Annotated in this window: 4 protein-coding genes; all 4 read right to left on the bottom strand. The window is 43.3% G+C overall.

Going from position 1 to position 2,646, the window contains the following annotated elements:
• Positions 1–185, bottom strand: a 185-nt coding sequence (locus PGX78_RS07395) for an S-layer homology domain-containing protein (protein WP_270446235.1), incomplete at its 3' end; no start/stop codon positions are given.
• 371 nt (positions 186–556) lie between these two features.
• A complete protein-coding gene (locus tag PGX78_RS07390; protein ID WP_270446234.1) occupies positions 557–856 on the bottom strand; it encodes a hypothetical protein in 300 nt (99 codons plus the stop codon).
• 48 nt (positions 857–904) lie between these two features.
• Entirely contained in the window at positions 905–1,030 is a 126-nt protein-coding gene (locus PGX78_RS07385) for a hypothetical protein (RefSeq protein WP_270446232.1), read from the bottom strand.
• A gap of 566 nt (positions 1,031–1,596) precedes the next feature.
• On the bottom strand, positions 1,597–2,646 hold a 1,050-nt coding region (locus tag PGX78_RS07380; RefSeq protein ID WP_270446231.1), incomplete at its 5' end, for an S-layer homology domain-containing protein.

The raw sequence follows: 2,646 nt of genomic DNA, 5'->3' as shown, positions 1-2,646 counted from the left end.
GTGATGTTACGTTCGCCCTGGAAGTGAACACCGTCAACGCCCTGAATGATACCGGAGTTCGCCAGTTCTACTACGGAGTTATATGCCCAGCTGTCGGACGGTACGTCTACAAAAGGATTGGCAGCAAATGCCGTTGCGCCTACTGCCATGGTTGCTACTAACGATGCTACGAGTTTCTTGTTCATGTGACTCTTCCTCTCTTATCCATAAATTTTTGACATAAAAGGAAAAATTCAGATGAAGATTACCTTGCAGAGTTGTCCATGTTGCCTCTCGCCGTATCCTTCATCAACTCTTCTTCCTTTCTTCATCTATGGACAGTGTTGCATATTTTTTCTTTTGTGTCAATTTTGTAATATTTTTGTTTATTTTTTATCATAATCCCTTTGTTAAGCTGATTTATCTATAATTCAACCTATATTTTTTCTTCTGTTATAACGAAAATGTACTGTTTTATAGCACATTATGCTTAGTATGCATGTTTAAATATTTTTATTTATCGATTATATACTAAAAGGCCTTGTCGGTTTTCGACAAGGCCTTTTAAAGAGCTTATTTAAAATAAAAAGATAAATTGAGCTCTTGTCAGCTCGTCACGTTTATTGCCCGTACTCGTTACTTTCGTATCAAAGGTGCGGAACAGTTGTATCTGTGCGTTCTTTGCCAATGTATAGTCCAGACCGATTCCCCAGCCTTTCGTGTCGTCAGCATGCATACGCCATGTCCTGCAGCAATCATCGTTAGCCGTTCCGGCTGCGGCATGTAAGTATTCACCCCACAAATCCCACGATCCGGGTTTTGCGAAATCCACTTTCCCGTACTTCACCGTAGCAATATAGGTCGTACTGTCTTTCAATGTACTTTCATCTTTTCTGTCAACGCGATAAAGCTCATAATTAGCCTGTCACTTTTTACCCGGAACGATATTGGTATAGCCGCCCCATACATGACCGCTTCTCTCATCCGTCAAACCGTTAACCCGCGTGTAATACAGGCCCAGTGCCGAACCGTTCTTAAAGAATTTTTCCACTTCAGCAAAAGCCGCTTTACTGTCTAAAAGCCTGCGACCTTCTTTGAATTTACCGTATCCTGCCGTAAAGGCTCCTTTATCCGTTTGATATCTATATTTCAGGCCGTCGAAGGTTTCATAGTATTGAAGAGCCCGATTGTTACCGAAGGCATAATCAAAACGCCCTACTGTAAAGAGGGGTTTTTTCGACGTTGCGCAACGACTCCTTCGTACATGATAAGAAAATACCGTTCCCGGCGGATCCCCTCATAGGCCTCCACATACGACGAGTTTTTGTTTTGTTAACTTTATTTCATCTAAAAAAATTCATATATAACATTACATAATACTCTATTCTGTGTCAAAATACTGAATTATCGTATATTTTACTATAAACATACCTTATATAATTATTTGTTTAACATTCTATACAATATAAGCTATTTTTATTATAATCCGGCAATGTATGACAATTAGGTTGATATTTCGTTTTGGTTAAACCTATTTTATATAATTCCTGAAGCCACCGTTATTATACACAAAAAGGACGGCAGAATACTCTGCCGTCCCGAAAAATTACTGCCGATTTAGAAGAAGAAATCCAATTCAGCGCTTGTATATTCTTTTTGCTTCGTGCCGTTATCAACGGATTTTGTTCCGAAGGTCTGGCCTACTGCCAAGACTACGTTCTTAGCCAAGGTGTAATCGAAGCCTACACCCCAACCTTTAACGCCGTGTTCATAACCGAGATAACCGCCGTCACGCCAGTTAGCCGTGCTGCCGTAGTAGGTACCTTTATCCAGGCGTACATAGTCGACCCATGCGTCCCAAGTACCCTTTTCTTCAGGAACGGATTGGCCGTACTGGAGTTTAGCACCCCAAATGTTTCCGTCTTTATCCGTTGCCGTTTCTTTGTTCTTGCTTACGCGTTGGTAATCACCCATGAGGTTCCACTTCTTAGCGAAGTTAATCGACATGTAGCCGCCGAAGATATTGTCCAAGTTGGCTGCGTTGGCTTTATTACCGCCGAAGTGATTGTAATAAACGCCGGCACCGAAGTCACCCCACGTGCCGTCCAAAGATGCATAGCCGGTCTTAACATCGAGGAGACTCGGATTCGGAGCTTCCGGATCGGCTTCTTTAAACTTACCGTAGCCGCCCGTCAATGCCCAGTGGTCACCGCTGAATTTGAGTTGAGCGCCGTCAAAGGTATCGCCGTATTGAATGCCCATGCCGTTACCGATCTGGTAGTCATAACGACCTACGAGGAAGTTTACATGCTTACCGGCATTGTATTCCACATTAGCGTGGTCAACGTAGAGCTTATGGTCATCACCGCTCGATGCGGAATGTTCGTCGGCAAAGCTCATGTCATCCGTGCTGAGACCCAAGTTAACAGTCGTACGGTCGTTAACCGTTGCCGTTGCCAAGAGATGAACAGCTGCTTCCCAAGAAGCGTCGTTTTCAATATTGCCCTTCTGATGCTGATAATGAACGTTGGCATCGCCGGAAAGTTTAACATTGCCTACCCGTTCTTCCAAGTTGGATACGCGAACACCGAGTTTACCGAGTTCATCCGAAAATTCATCGGCCAAACGATTGATAAGTGCACGCTGTTCAGCGTTTGCACGATCTTC

The organism is Megasphaera sp. AF13-6AC, from assembly GCF_027685385.1.
GTDB lineage: Bacteria > Bacillota > Negativicutes > Veillonellales > Megasphaeraceae > Megasphaera > Megasphaera micronuciformis.
Note: the sequence above shows the minus strand (reverse complement) of the source record. Positions and strands in the feature narration are given on the sequence as shown.